Here is an 18,796-nt window from a genome sequence, read left to right as displayed (position 1 = left end):
ATGTCCAATTCTTCGCTGAAAAAGAGCTCGTCCCTGAACAAGGTCTTCTCGGACCTTCCCGTCACCATCTTCGAGGCGATGTCGCAAGCCGCGCGCGACAATGCCGCCATCAATCTCGGCCAGGGCTTTCCTGACGATCCCGGCCCCGAGGACATCCGCCGCGCCGCGGCCGAGGCCTCGCTGAACGGCTACAACCAGTATCCGTCGATGATGGGCCTGCCGGAACTGCGCCAGGCGATCGCGACCCATTACGGTCACTGGCACGGCCTCAAGCTCGACCCGATGAGCGAGGTGATGGTGACATCAGGCGGCACCGAGGCGCTGACCTCGGCGATCCTGGCGGTGGTGCAGCCTGGCGACGAGGTGGTCTGCTTCCAGCCGGTCTATGATTCCTACCTGCCGATCATCCGCCAGGCCGGCGGCATTCCGCGCCTCGTCCGGCTCGAACCGCCGCATTGGCGGCTGAATGAGGACATGCTGAAAAGCGTCTTCAATTCAAAGACCAAGGCGGTGCTCTTCAACAACCCCTTGAATCCCTCCGCGGTGGTCTATCCGCGCGAGGACCTCGAGCTGCTGGCGCGCTACTGCCAGGAATTCGACGTCATCGCGATCTGCGACGAGGTCTGGGAGCACGTCACCTTCGACGAGCACAAGCACATCCCGCTGATCACCATCCCCGGCATGCGCGACCGCACCATCAAGGTCGGCTCGGCCGGCAAGATTTTCTCGCTCACGGGGTGGAAGATCGGCTTCGTCTGCGCGGCGCCGCCGCTCTTGCGCGTCGCCGCCAAGGTGCACCAGTTCCTGACCTTCACCACCGCGCCGAACTTGCAGGCCGCCGTCGCCTACGGCCTCGGCAAGTCCGACGACTACTTCCTGTCGATGCGCAAGGACCTGACGCGGAGCAGGGACCGCCTGACCAAGGGCCTCGAAAGCCTCGGCTTCCCCGTGCTGAAGTCGCAGGGCACCTACTTCCTCACGGTCGACCTGTCGCCGCTCGGGCTGAACGAGAGCGACACCGAGTTCTGCTGGCGGATCGTTAGGGATTACAAGGTCGCCGCGATCCCGGTGTCGGCGTTCTACGAGCAGGACCCGGTGACCTCGGTGGTGCGATTCTGCTTTGCCAAGAAGGACGAGACGCTCGACACCGCGCTGGAGCGGCTGTCGGACGCGGTGCGTGGACGCAAAAGGTAGATCGAGATGACGAACGTCAGCCGCTTTGGCCTTGGCCTAGCAATTGCCGCAGCGCTGACGTTGCTCTCCGCCCCCACCAGGGCCGAGGAGCGGGTCGTCAACTTCTACAACTGGTCGAACTACATGGCGCCTGACGTCCTCGAGGCCTTCACCAAGGAGACCGGCATCAAGGTGGTCTACGACACGTTTGATGCCAACGAGACGCTGGAGACACGCCTGATGGCCGGCAAGTCCGGCTATGATGTCGTGGTGCCCACGGCGTATTTCCTGCAACGCCAGATCAAGGCGAACATCTTCCAGAAGCTCGACAAGACGAAGCTGCCGAACCTTGCCAATGCCTGGGGCGTGGTGACCGCGCGGCTCGGCATCTACGACCCCGGCAACGTCTATGCCGCCAACTACATGTGGGGCACGACGGGCATCGGCTACAACGTTGCCAAGGTGAAGCAGATCCTCGGCCCCGACGCGAAGATCGACAGCTGGGACATCGTCTTCAAGCCGGAGAACCTCGCCAAATTCAAAGACTGCGGCGTGCACATGCTCGACTCCGCCGACGACATCTTTCCGGCAGCGCTGAGCTGGCTCGGGCTCGATCCGAACTCGACCAAGCAGGCCGATTTGGAGAAGGCCGCCGACATCGTCGCCAAGGTCCGCCCGTCGGTCCGAAAATTTCACTCGTCCGAATATCTGAGCGCGCTTGCGACCGGCGAGATCTGCTTCGTGGTCGGCTGGTCCGGCGACATCATGCAGGCGCGCGCCCGCGCGGCGGAGGCCAAGAGCGGCGTCGAGATCGGTTACACCATTCCGAAGGAGGGCGCGCAGATGTTCTTCGACAATCTCGCGATCCCCGCCGACGCCAAGAACGTTAGGGAAGCCTACGAGCTGATCAACTATCTCTATCGCCCCGACGTTGCCGCCAAGAACTCGGACTTTTTGTCCTACGCCAACGGCAACCTCGCCAGCCAGAAGCTGGTCGATCCGAAGATTCTGAACGACAAGAACATCTATCCGGATGAGGCGACGCTCGCAAAACTGTTCGTCATCACGGCGCGCGAACCGGCGACCCAGCGCATCATCAACCGGCTGTGGACGAAGGTGAAGACGGGGCGGTAGTCGTTGTGGGATCGCCCCCGTAACTCATTTTCTGCAAAACAACCCCATGCACAGTAGACCTGTGACTGAGCGGCTGTTGGCAGTCACGAGGCTCAAGTCGTGATGGGCGCGGGTCTAATCGCTCTGCCGGCGCAAAAAGCTTGAAGCGCTCGGCGTGCGGCGAAAACCGCTTCACCATCTACCATGCATAGCGCACCGTGCCCTTGCCCGTGTACGTCTGCGTGCTCCGCGAGAACTCGCCCTCGACCGTTCCCGCAAGCGACAGACCGTTCCTCCATGTCATCTCGGCGCGCCCGCCGACGAGCGCGGAGTCCGGGGCAGGCCGCGCGCCGTTGACCGTGAAGGCGGCGCCGGGCAGCATCTGGAAGGCGGCGTTGACGAAGCGGTTCGTGTTGGTGTCGTGCGCCCAGGCGAACCTGCCGCGCAGGGTGAGCACGCCGTCGCCGATGAGGAAGCGCTGGTCGGTGCGCGCGCCGAGCTCGGTGCGGACATTCGTCGTGTCCTGCGAACTATAGGAGAGCGCGAACTGGTTGCTGCCGACGAGCGCGGTCTCGCCGTAGCCGGGCAGGTGGAAGGTCGTGGCCTGCACGGCCGCGTAGGGCGTCACGCCGAAGTTGGAGGCGGGGATGGGGGCGATGCGCCAGCCGGTTTCGAGCCGGCCGGCAAAGGTGCTGGCCTTGAAATTGGCGGTCAGCCTGTCGGTGCCCGACACCGTCACGGTGCGGTCGGTGGTGACGTCCTGCCAGCCATAGGCCAGCGCAGCCGAGAGGTAGGTCGGCCCAAAATTGTGTCGGGCATAGAGGCCGGCCTGGAAGACGTCGGCGCGGCCGCCGCCGAGCGCATCCGCCACCGAGAAGTTGAAGCCCGCGCCGCCGAGCGCAAAACCGACCAGCGTGTCCGGCGAGACACGGTAGTCGGCGCCGACCACGGTGCCGTAGATGCGGCTGGTGGCAGAGCTTGAACCCGCCGCCGCATTGCCGCTCAACGTGCTGCCGCCGCCATAGCCGGAGGCCCACACGCCCCAGCGGCGGTCGATGACGTCGCCGTCGGCGTCGCGCGGCGTCACGGCGGCATAAGCTGCGCGAACTCTCTCACCAGGTTGATCGGTCGAGGCATAGCCCAGCGCGCCGCCTTGGCCGGTGTCCGCGCCGCGCTCGCCGAGCGGATCGAGCGTGTTCACGAACTGCTGCATCGCGTTGAAGGCAGCCTGCGTGCTGGCTGCACCTGGCTGGCCGGATATTTGATTGAGGCCCCGGGCGAGCTGCGTGTCGGTCATGTTGAGCAGCGCGTCAAAGCCCACCGGCGGCGTTACGCCGCCTTCGACCGCCTTGTTGATGCTGCCGGCGACACCGATCTGGTTGCCGCTGCTGCCTGACGGCAGAATGATCACGCCGGGATCGAGCACGAGATAAACGTTGTTGAGGTCGTAGGTGAGATGCGGGTTGCGCGCACTCGTGAACGCGCCGCTGACACTCAACCCGGAGAACTCGGTCCCTCCGAAGCCGCCGGTCGCCGTGAGGATGGTGAAGGTCTGGCTGCGGAACCGGCCTGGAATCGCGACCGCCTGCACGGTGGCGCCGGTGAGCGTCGCCGTGCCCGAGACGTTGGTTCGGTCGGCGGCCGTCGGGGAGGCCTCGACCGTGTAGAAGCTGCCGGCGCTGAATGTCAGATTGCCGCTGACGGTGAGCGTGCCGATGGAATTGCCCGGCGCCAGCGCGCCGCCGCTCGCGATTGTCGTGTTGCCGACGATGCCGGTGCCGCCGAGAATGCCGCCGCTGTTCACGGTGACGCCGCTCGACGCCGTGATGTCGCCGTTCACCGCCAGCGTGCCCCCGTTGACCGTGGTGGCGCCGGTGTAGGTATTGACGCCCGACAAGGTCAGGCGTCCGGTGCCGACCTTCACCAGCGAGGCGCCGGTGCCGCCGGCAGTTCCACCATCGGCGATCACGCCGGTGACGGTGGTGGACAGATCGTTGCTGCCGACCGTCAACTCGTTGCCGCCAAGCGAGAACGTTCCGCTGCCCGCAAGCGAGCCTGCGGTGAGCTTGTGGTCGCCGTTCGCGCCTGATGTCGACGAGAGGTCGAAGACGGCGCCGGAGGTGCTGTTGATCAGCTGCGCGTTGCCGGGGTTGGCGGAGTTCCGGAACAGCACAAGGCTGCTATTTGTGATGGCTGCATTGCCGGCCGCAGCCTGCGTGTTGAAATCCAGCGTGTGATTGTTTGTAATGACAGCGTTTCCCGCCGTAGACGTGTCGTTGAATCCCGTCGCTCCGTTGTTGACGATCGTCGCATTGCCCGCGGTGCTGGTGTCGAAGAATATGAGAGTGCCGGTGCTGGTGACGGCAATGGTCGCATTGCCCCCCGTGGCCTGGTTCCGGAAGAACATCGGGCCATTGTTGGTGATGGTGGCGTTGCCGGCGGTCGAGCTTTCATAAAATCCGAACGACATGTATATGTTGCTGACGATCGTCGCGCTCCCGGCAGTGCTGCTGTTCCGGAAGGAGAGCGCACCATTGTTGATGATAGTCGCGTTGCCGGCGGTGCTCGTATTGCCGAACTCGATCACGCCGCCGGTGATGTGGGCACTTCCGGCGCTCGCGGAATCGAAGAAGGCGATCCCGCTCAGATTGTCGATGGTCGCGCTGCCGGCCGAGCTCGAATTCCAGAAATTGATGGAGCCGGAATTGGTGATGGTGGCGTTGCCGGCCGTGCTGCTGTTCAGGAAGTTCAGAAATCCAGGGCTGGCATTCGTGATCGTGGCGCTGCCGGCCGTGCTGGTGTCGTGGAAGTTGATGGTGGAGGAAATGGCGTTGTTGAGGATGGCGCTGCCGGCCGTGCTCGAGTCGTAGAAATTCAGATAGGCGTACTGTGCATGCATGTAGTCGCTGGTGTTGTTGATGGTCGCGCTGCCCGCCGTGCTCGCATTCGAGAAGCTCATATCGCCGTTGTTGGTGATGGTGGCGCTGCCCGCGGTGCTGCTGTTCATGAAACTCAGCGATGACCTGCTTGCATTGCTGATCGTGGCGCTGCCAGCCGAACTGGTGTCGTTGAAGAGGACGGCGGACCAGTCGTTGTTGGCGATGTTGGCGCTGCCGGCCGTGCTCGAATTGTTGAAGATCAGGCCCCCGCCATTGTTGGTGATGGTGGCGCTGCCTGCCGTCGCGCTATCGAAGAAATAGAGGTTGCTGGCGGTGGCATTGGTGATCGATGTAGTGCCAGCACTGTTGTTGTTGCGGAAGTTTGTGGTCCCGCCGTTCGCAATGCTGGTGATGCCGCTCGTGCCGGCGTTGACGACGTCGAATGTCGCCCCACTGGCGACGTTGACGATTCCCACAATCGATCCGACCCCACCGCCGGCGTTGCCGAGTTGCAATGTGCCGGCGTTGACGGCGGTGCCGCCGGTGTAGGTGTTGGCGCCGCTCAGGATCAGCGTGCCGGCGCCAGTCTTGACGATGCCGGACGCGCCGCCGGTTTCTCCAATGGCGCCGGCCTGGGTTGCCCCGCCACTGGCGACATCGAGCGTCGTGCTGCCGCGAAGGTCGATCCTATTGCCGATGGTGACGCCGTCTGCGTAGGCGACGGTCCCGCTGTAGGTCGTCAGCACGCCGGTTCCGAGCGCATTGTTGTTGGCGAGCCCCAGCGTACCCGCATTGAGAGTGACGCCGCCCGTGAACGTGTTGTTGCCCGACAGGGTTAGCGTGCCCGTGCCGGTCTTGACGATGCCGAACGCGCCGCCGGTTTGCCCGATGGTGCCGGCCTGGGTCGCGCTACCGGCGGCGACATCGAGCGTCGTGCTGCCGCGAAGATCGATCGCATTGCCGATGGTGACGCCATCGGCATAGGCAACGGTCCCGCCGTATGTCGTCAGCACGCCGGTGCCGAGCGCATTGTTGTTGGCGAGCCCTAGTGTGCCCGCGTTGAGCGTGACGCCACCCGTGAACGTGTTGCTGCCCGACAGCTTCAGCGTGCCGGTGCCGGTCTTGACCAGCGAGCCGCCGGTACCTGCGATGACGCCGCTCACTTCGGTCGAAAGATTATTGGAGCCGACGGTCAGCTCGTTGGCACCGAGATTGTAGGAGCCGGCGCCCGCGATCGAGCCGGCGCTGATCTTATGGTCGCCGTTAGGCCCCGTCGTGTTCGAGAAATCGACCAGGCCGCCGGCATTGTTGAGGAGGGTCGCGCTGCCGGCCGTGCTGTTTTCGGAGAAATTCAGGTAGTAGTTGACGGTGATGGAGGCGCTGCCGGCGGTACTGTGGTCAACGAAGTCCGTGCCGCCGGAGCCGGTGATGGAAGCGTTGCCGGCCGTGCTCGAGCCAAGAAATATTATGCCGGCGTTGCTGGTGATGGTGGCGGATCCCGCCGTGCTGGAATCGTAGAAATCCAGGAAGCCTGAATTGTGGGTGATGGATGCGCTGCCAGCCGTGCTGGAGTTGTAGAAAGCCAGTCCAGAGCCAGTGTTGGTGATGGACGCATTGCCGGCCGAGCTGGTGTCGTAGAAATACGTGAAGCTGCTGTACGCATTGTTGATGACGGCGCTGCCGGCCGTGCTGGAGTTGCGGAAAGACAGTTGGCCCTGAGTGTTGTTGATGGCAACGCTGCCGCCATTGACGACAATGCCGGCGCCGTCGAACCTAAGATTCGCGCCATAGTTGTTGTCGAACGTATAGGCCGGCGCGCTGGCGGTGAACGTCCAGCCGCCAATTGGCGTGACGGAGCCGCTGTTGATCCATAGGTTGTTGGTGTTCGTCGCACCGAAATACGCGGTTCCGGTCGGTACTGTGCCGGTGTCCCAGTTGGCGCCGAGGCTGAAAGTATTGGTCGTCGGTGAGGCGAGCCAGGTGGCATCCTGCGCGTGAGCCGGCGTGGCCGGCAGCGACCAGGCCAGGGCCAACGCCGACGACGTCAGTAGCGCGGCCCTCAGGTGGCGGGTCACCGCGAGCCGATTTTCCCCTTCACCACTCATAACGCACCGTGCCCTTGCCCGTGTACGTCTGCGTGCTGTGGGAGAATTCGCCTTCGACTGTGCCCGCGAGCGAGAGGCCGCTTCGCCATTTCATCTCGGCGCGGCCACCGACCAGCGCGGAGTCCGCCGCCGGTTGCGCGCCGTTGACGGTGAAGGCGGCGCCGGGGAGGGTCTGGAAGGCGGCGCTGACGAGTCGGTTGGTGTTGGTGTCGTGCGCCCAGGCGAGGCGGCCGCGCAGCGTGAGCACGCCGTCGTTGACGAGGAAGCGCTGGTCGGTCCGCGCGCCGAGCTCGGTGCGGACATTCGTCGTGTCCTGTGATGTGTAGGACAGCGCGAACTGGTTGCTGCCGACGATCGCGGTCTCGCCGTAGCCGGGCAGGTGGAAGGTCGTGACTTGTGCGGCCGCGTAGGGCGTGACGCCGAAGCTGGAGGCGGGGATGGGTGCGAAGCGCCAGCCGGCTTCCAGGCGGCCGGAGAAGGTGCTCGCCCTAAAGTTCGCGGTGAGCCTGTCGGTGCCTGAGACCGTCACGGTGCGATCGGTGGTGACGTCCTGCCAGCCATAGGCGAGCGCCGCGGAGATATACGCCGGCCCGAATGTGTGGCGGCCATAGAAGCCGGCCTGGAACAGATCGGCGCGGCCGCCGCCGAGGCTATTTGAGAGCGCAAAATTGTAGCCGGCGCCGCCGAGCGCAAATCCGACCAGCGTGTTCGGCGAGACGCGATAGTCGGCACCGACGACAGTGCCATAGATGCGGCTGGTGGTGGTGCTCGAGCCGGCCGCAGTGTTGCCGTTCAATGTGCTGGCGCCGCCATAGCCGGAGGCCCAGACGCCCCAGCGACGGTCGACGACGTCGCCGCTGGCTTCGCGTGGCGTGACTGCGGCGTAAGCTTCGCGCATCTTGGCGTCGCGCGGGCCGGTGGACGCGTAGCCCAGCGTCCCGCTGTCGCCGGCCGTGCCGCCGCGCTCGCCGTCCGAGCCGCCGCCACCGAGCGGATCGAGCATGCCGACGAATTGCTGCATGGCGTTGAACGAGGCTTGTGTGCCCGCCGCGCCGGGCTGGCCGGAGACCTGGCCGAGCGCGCCGTTGAGCTGCGGCTGGCCCATGTTGAGCAGCGCATCGAAGCCGGCTGGCGGCGTCGCGCCGCCCGCGACAGCTCCGTTGATGGCACCGGCGACGTTGCTCTGGTTGGCGCCTGTGCCGGCCGGCAACACGATCGTGCCGGGATCGAGCACGAGATAGACGTTGTTGGTATCGTAGGTGAGGTGCGGATTGCGAGTGGGGCTGAAGCTGCCGCTGACGCTCAGCCCGGCGAACTGCGTTCCGCCAAGGCCGCCGGTCGCGTTGAGAATGGTGTAGGTCTGGCTGCGGAAGCTGCCGGGGATCGCGACCGCCTGAACGGTCGCGCCGGTGAGCGTCGCGGTTCCCGTGACATTGGTCCGGTCGGCGGCGGTCACGGAGACCTCGACCCTGTAGAAGCTGCCGGCACTGAAGGCGAGGCTGCCGCTGACGGTGAGAGTGCCCACGGAATTGCCCGGCGCAAGCGTGCCGCCGCTCGCAATCGTCGTGTTGCCGACGATGCCGGTGCCACCGAGCGTGCCGCCCGCGTTCACGGTGACGCCGCTCGATGCCAGGATCGAGCCGTTCACCGCCAGCGTGCCGCCGTCCACGATCGTGGCGCCGGTGTAGGTGTTGATGCCCGAAAGCGTCAGTGTGCCGGTGCCGACCTTGACCAGCGATGTTCCGGTCATGCTTCCGTCGCCGGTGAGCACGCCGGTGACGGTGGTCGACAAATTGTTGCCGCCGACCGTCAGCTCCGCGCCGTTGAGGTTGAAGCGGCCGCTGCCGGCGATCGAGCCGGTGCTGATCTTGCCGTCGCTGGCCGGGCCGGGGGTGTGGAAGTCGATGACCGCGCCGGAGGTGACGTTGACGAGCTGCGCGTTGCCGGCCGTGGAGTTGCCGTCGAACAGCACATTGCCGCTGTTGTTGATGATCGCGCTGCCGGCAGTGGAGTTGCCGTAGAACGTCAACTGCGCGTTGTTGGTGATAACGGCGCTACCGGCCGTGCTATTGAGGAACGCCAGGGTGCCGGCGGACACCGTCGCGCCGGAAAAACCTGCCGCGCCGGTCAAGGTCAGCGTGCCGGCGCCGGACTTGGTCAGCGTGCTGCCGCTGACACTCTGGGTGATGACGAAATTGTTGGCAGCGTCCGCAATGTCGAATGTGCCGCCGCCGGCACCCAGAGTGACCGTGCGTGCGGTGGTGTTGAATGCCGTGCCTGATATCTGCAAGGTGCCGCCGTTGAAGGTCAGGCTGCCCGCGAGGTCGCCGAGATTGGCGTCCGAGGAGACGCTGACCGTCCCGCCGGCGAAGGTGGTGCCGCCGGTATAGGTGTTGGCGCCCGACAGCGTCAGCGTGCCGGTGCCGGTCTTGACCAGCGAACCGCCGGTCCCGCCGAAGTAGCCGCCATCGCCGATCACGCCGCTCACGGTGGTCGACAGATTGTTGCCGCCGACCGTGAGCTCGTTGGCGCCGAGTGAGAAGGTGCCGTTGCCGGCGATCGAGCCGGCGCTGAGCTTGTTGTCGCCGTTCGGGCCGGTGCTGTCGGAAAAATCGAAGACGGCGCCCGGGTCGTTGTTGATCAGCTGCGCATTGCCCGCGGTCGAGTTGCCCCGAAAATAGGTCGTTCCGATGGAACTGTGAAATGGACCGCCGCCATTGTTGGTGATGATCGCGTTGCCGGCCGTGCTCCAGCCGTTGAAGAATAGACTATAGGTGTTGGTGATGGTGGCGCTGCCTGCCGTGCTGGTGCCGACGAAATTCGCTGAAAAATTGTTGGTGATGGTTGCGCTTGCCGCCGTGCTCGAAGCACTGAAGTTCAATGTGCCGTTGTTGGTGATGCCGGCGCTTGCCGCCGTGCTGGTTTGGCTGAAATCGACTGAGCCGCCGTCGTTGTTGATCGTCGCGTTGCCAGCGGTGCTGGCGTTGTAAAACGTGATGGAACCGCCGTTGCTGTTGTTGATCGTGGCGCTGCCAGCAGTACTGGTGCCGTAAAAATAAGTGGAGCCGGCGCTGTTGTTCGTGATAGTCGCGCTGCTAGCCGTACTGGTGTCGTAGAAACTTAGTCTGCCGGCGTTGTTGACGGTAATGGCGGCGCTGCCGGCCGTGCTCGAATTGTAGAAGCCTACGAAGGTGTAGTAACCGCTGGTGATGGTGGCGTTTGCGGCCGTGCTCGTGTCGCCGAAGATGAGTTGCCCGTAGGTGTTGTTGGTGATGGTGGCGCTGCCGGCCGTGCTCGTGCCGTAGAAATATATCAAGCCGCCGTTATTGGCGATGGTCGCGCTGCCGGCCGTGCTGGTGTCGTTGAATTTGACGTTGCCGTTGTTGGTGATGCCAGCGCTTCCCGCCGTGCTCGAATTGTTGAAGGCCAGGGTGTTGTTGTTGGTGATGGTCGCGTTTCCGGCGGTGCTCGTGTCGTTGAAGCTGACGGTCACGCGGCTGCCGCTGGCGGGATCGGTGGTGATGGTGGCGTTTCCGGCCGTGCTGTCGGCATAGAAGTCGACGGTGCCGGCTCCTGTGTTGGTGATCGTCGCGCTCGCGGCGGTGCTGCCGTAGCTGAAGGAGAGGGTGCCGCTGTTCGAGATATTGGCGGAGCTGGCGTTGCCGTAGTTAAACGTCGTGGTCCCGCTGTTGGAGAGGCTGGTGACGCCGATGAGGTCAGCGTAGAAGATGCTGAAGGTGGCGCCAGCGCCGACAGTGACGGCTCCCTGGATGGATTGGGTGGCCGCGGAGGGCGTACCGGGCGCGCCGATCTGGACCGTGCCGCCGTTGATCGTGAGGTCGCCGACCAGGGCGTGGCTTGATACGAGCGTCAGCGTGCCGGTGCCGACCTTGACCAGCGAACCACTGACGATATTGCCGGTCACGATGGTCGACAGATCGTTGGAGCCGACCGTCAGTTGGTTGCCGCCAAGGTCGAATACGCCGCTGCCCGCGATCGAGCCCGCCGTGACGGGGCCCGTCGTGAAAAACTCGATTTGACTGTCGTTGTTGATGGCGGCATTGCCGGCCGTGCTGTTGCCGTAGAACGCAAGGTCGGAACTGTTGACGTTGAGGGTGGCATTGCCGGCGGTGCTTGAACCGGTGAAAGAGGACTGCGTAAACCTATTGTTGTAGTTGATCGTGACGCTGCCGCCGTTGACGGTGATGCCGGCGCCCGTGAAGTTCAACTGGCCGCTGACGTCAAAAACGTAATTCGAGGCGCCCGCATCGAAGGTCCAGCCGCCGACGCTGGCGCTCGAAATCACGAGGCTGGTGGTCGCAGAGGTGCCGAAGGAGGCCGTGCCGACAGGCACGAAGCCGCCGTCCCAATTGGAGGCGGTGCCATAGTTGTTGCTGCCGGGAGAGGTGAGCCAGGTGCCATTCGACGCGGCGCGCGACGGCGCGGCCGGGAGCGCCCAGGCCAGGGCCAGCGCCGACGACGTCAGCAGTGCGGCCCGCAGCCGGCGGGTCGCCTTGAAACAATCTTTCCCCGTCCTCACCACTTCCCCCAGCACGCCGTCCGAGTCCTCAAGGGGATTCATCGCACTGGGCCGGAGTGGTGTCCTGATAAGGGGTTGGCTAGTTTCTGAAAGTTTCTGATATTTCCATTTCAGGCCCGATTTCCGGGCATTTTCGCCCGACTTCCGTTATATGAGCCGCCTTGAGAGTTGCCTTGGGGGATAGCTTGCTTCGTTTCGCCGGCTTCGAGCTGGATCCGCAACGCGCGGAGCTGCGTGGGGCCGATGGGACTCCAATCAAGCTCCGGCCCAAGACCTTCGAGATGCTGCGGTTATTTGCGACCAGCGGCGGCCGGGTGCTGAGCAAGCAGGAGCTGATGGAGGCGGTCTGGCCGAACGTGCATGTCGGCGAGGACAGCCTGTTTCAGTGTATTCGCGAGCTTCGCACCGCGCTCGGCGACGAGCGGCGGCAGCTGATCAAGCTCGCTTCGGGCGGCGGCTATCTGCTGGCGGCGGAGGTCGTGGCTGCGCCGGAGGTGACCGCGCAGGCCGAGGCGTTCCGGCAGGCTCCGACCGGCGAGGTCGCGACCGAGCCGCCGGCCGAAGGCGCCGCGGCACCCGCGAGGCCGCGGCGCACCATATTCGGTGTGAGCCGGCAGGCCATGGCCGCCGCGGTCGCCGGGCTCGGTGTGATCGTTGTCGGGCTCGCCGTGGCGGCGCCGGTGCTCAAGCCTGAGTTCCTGTTCAGGCGAACGCCGCCGCGCATCGCCGTGATGACGATCGTTGATGCCAGCAACGATCCGCGCGGCGCGGCGATGGCGGCGGAAGTCACCGGCCGCCTCACGGACGGTTTTGCGAAGATCCAGAACATCAGCGTGGTGGCGCCGCGATTGACGGCGGTCGCGGGCGGTGAGAGCGCCGCCGCGCCGGCGGTGTCAGCGGACTACGAACTGCGCGGCGAGCTGCAGCTCGCCGATCAATCCTGGACGTTGCGGGCGCGGATCATCAAGGCGGGCACCGGCGAGGTTCAATCGGTGGCAGCGCTGTCGATCGGTGCTGACGAATTGGACGTGCAGCTTGCGCAGGCCCGGCTCGCCGCGGGCGTCGGCCATGTGCTGGCGCGTCGCCTGAACGAAATCCTGGAGCCGAGCACGTCGTCCTCCGCGCGCCGCACATCGTCGGCCGGCGGCGACAGGGTGGCGGTCGAGCAGGCGCTCGCCTCGATCAACCAGACCACGCGCGAGCGTTTTGGTGCGGCACAAGCCATGCTGCAGAAGGCGCTCAGCGACGATCCTGAGAATCTCGACATCGCGGTTGCGCTTGCCTCGTTGCAGATGCGCGGCATCCAGATGGTCTGGTTCAGCCCGGAGGAGGCCGCTGCGGTCGAGGCGAGGGCCAACGCGACGCTGGAGCAGGCGCTGCGCTCGAAGCCGAATTCGATTGCGGTGCTCGAGGCCACTTGCCGCTTTCTCAGCGCGACCAACCATTTCGTCGAAAGTCTCGTCACCTGCGCCAAGGCGCTCAACTTCGATCCGTGGAACGGGTCGGCGCTCTATCTGATCGGCCTCGGGCAGATCTATCTCGGCCGCTTCGAGGATGCGCTCGCGACATTCCAGCAAGCCGACCGTTACGACACGCCGCCAGCCTCGCGCTGGACCTGGCTGCTGGGTGCTGGCATGACCTATGTGCTGATGGAACGTTACGAGGAGGCGCTGCCGTGGCTGCAGCGCTCGATCGCGATCACGCCGGGGACCGGCCGCTCGCACTTTCTGCTCGCCGCCGCCTACCAGAGAACAGGCCGGTTCGAGGAAGCGAAAGCGGCGATCGCCGAAGGATTGAGACTGCGGCCCGGCACGACGCGGGTCACCGTCTGGCCGCCGATGAAGAACGCAAGCCCGATTTGTATCGCTGCCTGGGAGCGCGTCGTTCAGGCCGAGGTCGATGCGGGATTGCCGGAGCGGTAAGCCCTACCGCCACCTTCTATGCAGCCACAGCCACTGCTCCGGATGCTCGCGCACCCAGCCTTCGACCACATTGGTGACCGCCTGCGTCGTGCCCTGGATGTCGATCTTGCCGTCGGCGTCGCGCACCGGCTTGACCTCTTCCGTCAGCTCGGCGCGGAAGCGGAAGCCGGGCAGGCGGATGATGCGGACGCCGTGGATCGGGCATTCGACCTGGCGGAGCAGGCGGGCCAGCATCGGATTGGCGCGGGTCTTGCGGCCGAAGAAGGTGACCTCGACGCCGCCGGTCAGATACTGGTCGACCAGCATGGCGACGTGCTTGCCATCCTTCAGTGCCTGCGCGAGGCGCAGTGGCGCATCGCGGCCCGCCGGGATCAGCGTGCCCATGTTGACCTGGCGCATCTCCTGGATGATGCGGTCGGCGGAGGCGATGTTCGGGCGGCGGTAGAGGATCGCCGCATCGAGCCCGTGCGCGACGGCGGCGAGCGCCGGCAATTCCCAATTGGCCAGATGCGAGGCGAAGATCAGCGCGGGCTTGCCGTCGTCGCGGATGTGGTCGAACAGCTCGATGCTGCGCTTGGGCAATTCGATCCGGCTGTTCTCGGGATGGGCGCGGTCGTAATCCCAGACATGGTCCATATGGGCGAACTCGGCGCCGACGCGGCCGAGATTGTCCCACACACCCATCAGGATTTGTTCGATCTCTTCCGGCGACTTCTCGGGAAATGCCGCGGTGAGATTGGCGCGGCCGATGCGGTGCTCGCGCAGGCGCGGGCCGATGGTCTTCACGACGCGCGCGAAAAAGTCCGAGGTCTTGACCGGATCGAAATAGCGCGTGGTGCGCAGCATGCCGACGGTGGCGGCGCCGATCAGGCCGCCGCCGATCGACTTGGCTGCATTGCGTGCGCGGATCTTCGTGCCGAGAGAAATCAGCGCCATGCGGCCGGTCAGGCCGGTTCGCGGGTCAGGATCAGCGAGGCGTTCTGGCCGCCGAAGCCGAACGAGTTCGACATGACAGCGGTGACGCGGGCATCGCGCGCCTTGTTGCCGACGACGTCGAACAGGATCGTGGGATCCGGATTGTCGTAATTGATGGTCGGCGGGATGCGCTGATGCTCCAGCGTCAGCAGCGAGAAGATCGCCTCGACCGCGCCTGCGGCCGAGATGGTGTGGCCGACCATCGACTTGTTGGACGTCACCGGAATCTTCGAGATGAGATCGCCGAACACGGCCGATGTCGTGTTGTACTCCATCTTGTCGTTCTCGGGCGTCGCGGTGCCGTGGGCGTTGATGTGGTCGATCTGGTCCGGCGTCATGCCGGCATCGGCCAGCGTCTTGTTCATGCAGCCGATGATCGGCTTGCCGTCGGGCGAGGAACGGGTGCGATGGAAGGAATCGGTGAGCTCGCCGCAACCGGCGATCACGCCGAGAATTTTTGCGCCACGCGCGACAGCAGCCTCGTAGCTTTCCAGCACCAGCGCGCCGGCGCCTTCGGCCATGACAAAGCCGTCGCGGTTCTTGGAGAAGGGGCGGGAGGCCGCCTGCGGCGGATCGTTCTGGGTCGACAGCGCCGAGAGCAGCGAGAAGCGCACCAGCGCTTCCGGATTCACGGTGCCGTCGGTCGCAACGCACAGCGCAGCATCGGTCTCGCCGCGGCGGATCGCTTCGACGCCGAGCTGGATCGAGGTTGCGCCCGAGGCGCAGGCCGTCGACAGCGAGATCGGTGAGCCCTTGGTGCCGAATGTTTCGGCAAGATAGGCGGCGACCGAGCCGAACATGAAGCGGTGGTGATAGGCGCTGTACTTGCCGCCGCCGGAGATGCGCAGCAGATCGTCATAGGTAAAGTCGGGCGAGCCGACGGCGCGGCCGAGCTCGCGGCGCTGCGGCCATTCGACTTCGACCGGCGCAACCGCAAGGAAAAGCGGACCCGGAAAATCGGCCTTGGCGCCGATGCCGGCCTGCTCAAGCGCTTCCTGCGTCACCAATTCGGCCATCCGCTCGGACAGGCCGGTGGAGGAGAACGGATCGACGCTGACGAAATCAACCGTACCGGCCATCGTCGTCCTCAGGCCGTCGACCGGAAAGCGCGTGATGGTGCGAATGCCGGATTCGCCGGCGACGAGTTTTGCCCAATTGTCGGCCTTGCCGTTGCCGAGCGAGGTCATGATGCCCATGCCGGTGACGACGACGACGGGACGCCCGAGTTTGTCGCGTGGTGCAGTCATGTCGATTCCCCGATCAAGCTAGAGCATCATCCGGCCAAAGCGCGACACGCTTCAGCCGACCGCCTCGACCAGCGCCATGCCTTCGCCGCGCCAGTGTCCGGCCCCCACAACCACAATCTGGGTGGGCGCCCCCTGCATTTCAATCTCGGTCCCCGTGGAATCGTTCGGCGGGAACAGCGCGCCGCGCGAGATCGAGAGCGCGGCCAGCGCAAGGCCGAGCGGAAATTGCGTTTCCATGGTGTGGCCGAACATCGTGCCGGTCGCGCGCACCGGGATATCGGCATGGCCCTTCAGGAAGCCGCGCTCCTCGCTCGTCGCGGGCTCCGCACCGGTTGCGCCCGAGATGATCGCGCCCTTGCCCTCGCGCTTGGGCAGTTTCGCCCAGAGCTTCTCCAGCGTCGCTTCCATGTCGCCGGACTGCTTGCGTCGGGCCAGATCCGTCACCACGCTCGACAGCTTTGCGTAAGGCTTTGCGCCGCGTGCTTCCGCGTGGGCCTTCGACTCCAGCACCAGGAAGGCGCCGGCCGAGCCGAGCGCGAAGCCGGCGTGGTCCTTGCGCGCCCAGACGGGTGCGAACTCGTTCTTCAGGTTGAAGTCACCGAATTCGTAGAGGACCATCAGGTCCTTGCGCTCGCCATTATGCGAGCCGCCGACCAGCGCGATGTCGCTCTCGCCCGAGGCGATGCGCGACAGCGCGATGCGCGCGGCATCGGCACCGGCAACCTCTTCACCCATGAAGGTGCGCGAGGTGCCGCCCAGACCGTTGACGATGGCGATGTTGCCGGCGAGCAGATTGGAGAGCTGCGCCAAAAACAGCGTCGGCCGCAGATCGCTCATCAGCCGCTCGTTGAGGAAGCCCGGCGCGTTGGCGCCCTTGGCTTCGGCAGTGAGCACGCCGGTGTCGACGTTGAGATCGCGCTCACCGCCGCCGGCAGCGACCACCATGTCGATCTTGGCCAGGATATCCTTGTTGCCCTTGATCCCGGCGGAGTCGAGCGCCAGGCCCGCGGCATAGACGCCGATGCGCTGCCAGGCTTCCATCTGGCGCTGGTCGCCCTTCTTCGGGATCTGGCTGTCGAAGCTCACTGGCATCAGCGGATGCACGATGAAGGGCGCAAAGCCCTTCTCATCGACATTGATGCGCTTCTCCTGGAGCGCGGCCCAGTTGGCGTCGAGGCCCTCGCCGAGCGAGGTCGCAAGTCCAATGCCGGTGATCCAGACTTCCGTCTGGCCGGGCTTCGAAGCAGTGTCGGTCATGGCGATACGGCCTGTTGCGGAAAGCCGACGCGTTTTGCGACCGCGTCCATGTATCCGCGCATATCCGAATTGGGGAAGGGGATCAGCGTGAAGGTGAGCATCGAATTCGCGCGCAGCTTGCCGCCGACCCGGACCTTGGCTTCGGTCATGGCGTAGCCCGAGCCCTCATGAGCCACGCTGGCCTCGAGGGTCATCAGGTCGCCCGGAAACACCGAGCCGCGCACCTTGGCTTCTTTCACCGCGGCGAGAATTGGCATCCGCTCGAACTTCAGGACGCCGAGCAGGAGGAAGCCCGAGGCCTGCGCCATCGATTCGATCAGCAGCACGCCGGGCATCAGCGGATAGCCCGGGAAGTGCCCCTCGAAGACGGTGCTCTCGGTCGGGACCAGGGCCTCGACGACGATCGCCTTCTCGTCGACCTTGAGGTCGACGATGCGATCGATCATGTGGAAATATTCGAGTTGCATGATCGCCCGATCAGGCGCTCGCGCCCTTGGCGGCAACCAGTTCGTCGATGCGGGCGCACAGATTCTTCAGTACGAAATACTGTTCCGTGGTCGCCTTGCCGTCGTTGACCTCCTGGGTCCACTTTTCCAGCGGGAGCTTGATGCCGAACTGCTTGTCGATCGCGAACGCGATATCGAGGAAATCGAGGCTGTCGATGCCAAGGTCATCGATGCTGTGGCTATCCGGCGTGATCGTGTCGCGCGGGATGTCGCAGGTTTCAGCGATGATCGTGGCGACCTGATCGAATGTGGAAGACATCACTAAGCCTTTGATATATTGCGGGTATTTGTCGGATTGTCCAGAGTGGAACGGTGGGTGGGCATCGCGCCCCGATGACGCCCTCAAACCCCCCTCTGGCCGGGTCGAGAGCCCGTATATCGGAGCGCCGCCCTGAGTTCAATGGAGCCGGACGGGCCAGACGGCGGGGCTGGGGATGCCCGCCTCAACCCATTCGGCCGGTCGGGCGGCCCTAGATCTGCGGCGTCACGATCTTCATGCAGTCGCGGCGGCCCATCAGCACGCAATCCTGCGTCCGCCTGAGATCGGCGATGCTGACCGCAAGCCAGATTCCGACCGCGGTCAGCGCGATGGTGAAGGCCAGCGCCGCGATGTTGGCGAGCATGCGATGGCGGAAATCGTCCGGCTCGGTGCGAGGCTGCTCGTAGCGCGACAGGTCGAGCGGCTCGGGCGCGACACGCAGTGGCTGCACGGTACCGCTGCCCCGGTGGATCACCGGGGAGGGCGAGGTGCGCGGCCTGAACTGGAGCACCCGGTGCTCGTCATCCGAGCTTATGGGCCGCTGGGTTTTCATGGGGCGAGGATCACTCCGAAGCAGCAATTTTTAAATAGCATACGTCGTGAAAGCCTTGCAGGAAATCTTCTCAACGCGCACGTGCATTGCGCTTTCGCACTATCTTTCATGGGGCGCTGCGAACGATTTCGGCAACGTCCGTCAGCCCGGCGTCAGGAATGAGACGGGTTGCGTTGCAACACGGACATGGAGCTGGTGTGAGGTCTCGCGTGAGCATCGGTGTTGTGATCTCCACGTCGCGCCGAACGCATTTTACCACCGTGGGGC

At 64.9% G+C, this 18,796-nt stretch carries 11 protein-coding genes; 3 read left to right on the top strand and 8 right to left on the bottom strand.

Annotated elements, in window-relative coordinates; genetic code table 11:
• Positions 1–1,194 (top strand): aminotransferase, encoded by a 1,194-nt coding sequence (locus tag AC1RR3_RS19745; protein ID WP_492824776.1) that lies wholly within the window; start codon positions 1–3, stop codon positions 1,192–1,194.
• A 6-nt stretch (positions 1,195–1,200) separates the two neighbouring features.
• Entirely contained in the window at positions 1,201–2,307 is a 1,107-nt protein-coding gene (locus AC1RR3_RS19740) for a polyamine ABC transporter substrate-binding protein (protein WP_492824775.1), read from the top strand.
• A gap of 178 nt (positions 2,308–2,485) precedes the next feature.
• Here AC1RR3_RS19740 and AC1RR3_RS19735 read toward each other — a convergent pair whose 3' ends face one another.
• On the bottom strand, positions 2,486–7,240 hold the full coding sequence (locus AC1RR3_RS19735) for an autotransporter domain-containing protein (protein WP_492824774.1): 4,755 nt from the start codon (positions 7,238–7,240) through the stop codon (positions 2,486–2,488).
• 19 nt (positions 7,241–7,259) lie between these two features.
• On the bottom strand, positions 7,260–11,852 hold the full coding sequence (locus AC1RR3_RS19730) for an autotransporter domain-containing protein (protein WP_492824773.1): 4,593 nt from the start codon (positions 11,850–11,852) through the stop codon (positions 7,260–7,262).
• Between the two features lie 143 nt (positions 11,853–11,995).
• Here AC1RR3_RS19730 and AC1RR3_RS19725 point away from each other — a divergent pair, with 143 nt between their 5' ends.
• Positions 11,996–13,732 (top strand): tetratricopeptide repeat protein, encoded by a 1,737-nt coding sequence (locus AC1RR3_RS19725; RefSeq protein ID WP_492824772.1) that lies wholly within the window; start codon positions 11,996–11,998, stop codon positions 13,730–13,732.
• Between the two features lie 3 nt (positions 13,733–13,735).
• Here the strand turns inward: AC1RR3_RS19725 and AC1RR3_RS19720 are convergent, their stop codons facing one another.
• From AC1RR3_RS19720 to AC1RR3_RS19695, 6 genes are all read right to left on the bottom strand, one after another.
• A complete protein-coding gene (locus AC1RR3_RS19720) occupies positions 13,736–14,668 on the bottom strand; it encodes a lipid A biosynthesis lauroyl acyltransferase (protein ID WP_492824771.1) in 933 nt (310 codons plus the stop codon).
• Between the two features lie 8 nt (positions 14,669–14,676).
• Positions 14,677–15,954, bottom strand: a complete 1,278-nt coding sequence (locus AC1RR3_RS19715) for a beta-ketoacyl-ACP synthase (RefSeq protein WP_492824770.1) — start codon at positions 15,952–15,954, stop codon at positions 14,677–14,679.
• A 51-nt stretch (positions 15,955–16,005) separates the two neighbouring features.
• Positions 16,006–17,211, bottom strand: a complete 1,206-nt coding sequence (locus tag AC1RR3_RS19710) for a beta-ketoacyl-ACP synthase (protein ID WP_492824769.1) — start codon at positions 17,209–17,211, stop codon at positions 16,006–16,008.
• On the bottom strand, positions 17,208–17,678 hold the full coding sequence (locus tag AC1RR3_RS19705) for a 3-hydroxyacyl-ACP dehydratase FabZ family protein (protein ID WP_492824768.1): 471 nt from the start codon (positions 17,676–17,678) through the stop codon (positions 17,208–17,210). The genes AC1RR3_RS19710 and AC1RR3_RS19705 overlap by 4 nt, the downstream gene beginning before the upstream one ends.
• Before the next feature lie 10 nt (positions 17,679–17,688).
• Positions 17,689–17,976 (bottom strand): acyl carrier protein, encoded by a 288-nt coding sequence (locus AC1RR3_RS19700; protein ID WP_492824767.1) that lies wholly within the window; start codon positions 17,974–17,976, stop codon positions 17,689–17,691.
• A 211-nt stretch (positions 17,977–18,187) separates the two neighbouring features.
• Complete coding sequence (locus AC1RR3_RS19695; RefSeq protein WP_492824766.1) at positions 18,188–18,529, bottom strand: hypothetical protein; 342 nt, start codon at positions 18,527–18,529, stop codon at positions 18,188–18,190.
• Positions 18,530–18,796: the final 267 nt, after the last annotated feature.

The organism is Bradyrhizobium sp. GW821-FHT13H05, from assembly GCF_058804065.1.
The sequence above is the reverse complement of the archived record's forward strand: the minus strand, read 5'-3'. Positions and strand labels throughout refer to the sequence as shown.

Bases quoted from the DNA above. Each gene is read 5' to 3' on its own strand.
- AC1RR3_RS19730 (WP_492824773.1), bottom strand. From the start codon at position 11,852: ATGAATCCCCTTGAGGACTCGGACGGCGTGCTGGGGGAAGTGGTGAGG.
- AC1RR3_RS19705 (WP_492824768.1), bottom strand. From the start codon at position 17,678: ATGCAACTCGAATATTTCCACATGATCGATCGCATCGTCGACCTCAAG.
- AC1RR3_RS19745 (WP_492824776.1), top strand. From the start codon at position 1: ATGTCCAATTCTTCGCTGAAAAAGAGCTCGTCCCTGAACAAGGTCTTC.
- AC1RR3_RS19740 (WP_492824775.1), top strand. From the start codon at position 1,201: ATGACGAACGTCAGCCGCTTTGGCCTTGGCCTAGCAATTGCCGCAGCG.
- AC1RR3_RS19710 (WP_492824769.1), bottom strand. From the start codon at position 17,211: ATGACCGACACTGCTTCGAAGCCCGGCCAGACGGAAGTCTGGATCACC.
- AC1RR3_RS19700 (WP_492824767.1), bottom strand. From the start codon at position 17,976: ATGTCTTCCACATTCGATCAGGTCGCCACGATCATCGCTGAAACCTGC.
- AC1RR3_RS19720 (WP_492824771.1), bottom strand. From the start codon at position 14,668: ATGGCGCTGATTTCTCTCGGCACGAAGATCCGCGCACGCAATGCAGCC.
- AC1RR3_RS19695 (WP_492824766.1), bottom strand. From the start codon at position 18,529: ATGAAAACCCAGCGGCCCATAAGCTCGGATGACGAGCACCGGGTGCTC.
- AC1RR3_RS19715 (WP_492824770.1), bottom strand. From the start codon at position 15,954: ATGACTGCACCACGCGACAAACTCGGGCGTCCCGTCGTCGTCGTCACC.